Here is a 2,598-nt window from a genome sequence, read left to right as displayed (position 1 = left end):
GCAGGCGCTCCATGCCGGGGTCGACCAGCGGCTCGGCGGCGACGGTGGCCGGGATGCGGCGGCCGAAGTATTCGATCTCGACGCCGTCTCCCTCCCCAAGGTCCGCAGGGAGCCACGCGTACGCCACAGGCCCGCCCACCGTGTAGCCGAAGGCCGCGCTGGTGACGTAGCCGGACGGGACGTCGTCCACGTACACCGGCTCCTTGCCCAGCACCACCGACCGGCCGTCGTCGATGGTCAGGCAGCGCAGCCGCCGGGCCGGAGCGCCCGCGGCGGCCAACGCGGGGCCGCCCACGAACCCGCCCTTGTCGGCCTTGACCGCGAACCCGAGGCCCGCCTCCTCCGGCGTGTGCTCGGTGGTCACGTCGGTGCCCCAGAGCCGGTAGCCCTTTTCCAGCCGCAGGCTGTTGAACGCGGCCCGGCCGGCGGCGATGATCCCGTGCTCCTGCCCGGCGTCGAACAGCGCGTCCCAGAGCCTGAGCCCCTGATCGGCCGTGGTGTACAGCTCCCAGCCCAGCTCGCCCACGTAGGAGAGCCGCATCGCGGTGACGGAGAGGCCGGCAATGCGCACCTGGGCCGTGCGGAAGTACTTGAGCGAGTCGTTGCTGAAGTCGTCGCTGCTGACCTTGGCCATCACGCCGCGCGCCAAGGGGCCCCAGAGCCCGATGCAGCAGGTGCCGGCGGTAATGTCCCCGACCCGGACCCACTGGGCCGGGTCGGCCTGCGATTGCGCGGCCGCCTCGCCGCGCAGGTACTCGTAGTCGGCGTTGTTGTTGATGCCGGCCTGGAACCGCTCCGGCCCCAGCCGCGCCACCGTGATGTCGCTGCGGATGCCGCCGCCGGAGTCCAGCAACAGGCAGTAAGTCACCGCCCCGGGTTTCTTGTTCAGCTGCCCGGTGCCCAGCCGCTGCAGCAGGGCCAGGGCCCCCGGCCCGGTCACCTCCACCCGCTTCAGCGGCGTCATGTCGTACATGGCGACGGCGGTGCGCGTCTTCCACGCTTCGGCCGCGGCGATGGGGGAGTGGTAACGGGCGGCCCAGGCGTCGCGCTCGGGTTCCCGCCAGTCCTGCGGCAGCGCCGCCAGCAGCGCCGCGTTGGCCTCGTACCAGTGCGGGCGCTCCCAGCCGCCGGATTCCAGGAAGACCGCGCCGAGCTCTTGCTGGCGGCCGAAGAAGGGGCTGGTGCGCAGGTTCCGCGGGGATTCGCGCGGTTGCAGCGGGTGCAGCACGTCGTAGATCTCCACGAAGTTCTGCTGCGACGTCTCGCTGATGTATTCCGGGGCCAGTTGCACGTCTTCGAACCGGCGCACATCGCATTCGTGCAGGTCCGTCTGCGACCGCCCGTCCACCAGCAGTTCTGCCACCGCCTTGGCCACACCCGCCGAATGGGTGACCCAGACGGCCTCGGCCAGGTAGAAGCCGGCGACGTCCGGGGACTCGCCGATCACCGGGCCGCCGTCGGGGGTGAAGGAAAAGACGCCGTTGAAGCCGTCGGTGATGCCCGCGCCGCGGAGTGCCGGCAGCAGCCGCTGGCTTTCCCGCCAGGACGGTTCGAAGTCCGCCGCCGTGAAATCCAGCCGTGACGGCATGCGGTCGTCGGAGACGTCCGCCGGCGCGACGGCCGGCAGCCCGTCCAGGTCCACCGGCATGGGCCGGTGCGCGTAGGAACCGATGCCCAGCCGGTCGCCGTGCTCCCGGAAGTACAGGTCCGCGTCCTGGTGGCGCAGGATCGGCAGCCGCGCGCCGTTGGGCAGTTCGTTCCGGCCGGCCAGCGCCGGCAGCGCGGACGTCTTGACGTACTGGTGCGCCAGCGGAAGCAGCGGCACCGTCATGCCGGCCATGGCGCCGATCTTCGGCCCCCAGAACCCGGCACAGCAGACCACGACGTCGGCGGGGACCCGCCCGGTGTCGGTCTCCACCGCGGTGACCCGTCCGCCGTCGTGCTCAATGCCCGTCACGGTGGTGGAACCGCGGAACTCGACGCCGGCGGCGGAGGCGCGGGCGATCAGCAGCCGGACGGCGCGGGCCGCGAGTGCCAGCCCGTCGGAGGGAATGTGCAGGCCGCCGAGCACGTTGCCGGCCGGCAGCAGCGGATGGTGCTTTTCGCATTCCTCCGGATCGATCAGCCGGGCCTCCACGCCCCAGGAGGCGGCGAAGCCGGCCCTGCGCTTGAGTTCTTCGAACCGCGCGGGCGTGGTGGCCACCTCCAGCCCGCCCACCTGGTTGAAGCAGGAGGTGCCGTCGGCCGTGAGCGAGCGCATTTTGCCCACGGTGTAGCGGGCGAATTCGGTCATGGTCTTGGACGGATTGGTCTGGAAGACCAGCCCGGGTGCGTGCGAACTCGACCCGCCGGCCAGGTGCAGCGGGCCCTGCTCCAGGACGGTGACGTTCGTCCGGCCGCGGGCGGCCAGTTCGTCCGCCAGATTGGCGCCGACGATCCCTGCTCCGATGATGACGATGCGCGGGGAAGTGCTCATGCGGTAATGCTCCTTCAGGTAACAGGGCGGGGCATCGACGTCGAAGGCCATGCCGTGGTGCTCTGGCAGCCCGGCACGGATCCGGGAGCCGTAGCGGGCCTGGCGTCACGGCGGACCTATCC

At 71.4% G+C, this 2,598-nt stretch carries 1 protein-coding gene; it reads right to left on the bottom strand.

The window, feature by feature from the left end:
* Nucleotides 1-2,476, bottom strand: a 2,476-nt coding sequence (locus tag AC5RV2_RS16855; protein ID WP_494093289.1) for a GcvT family protein, incomplete at its 3' end; no start/stop codon positions are given.
* Nucleotides 2,477-2,598: the final 122 nt, after the last annotated feature.

The sequence above is a fragment of the Arthrobacter sp. Y3225116 genome (assembly GCF_059091245.1).
This window is presented reverse-complemented; position numbering and strand designations above follow the sequence as displayed.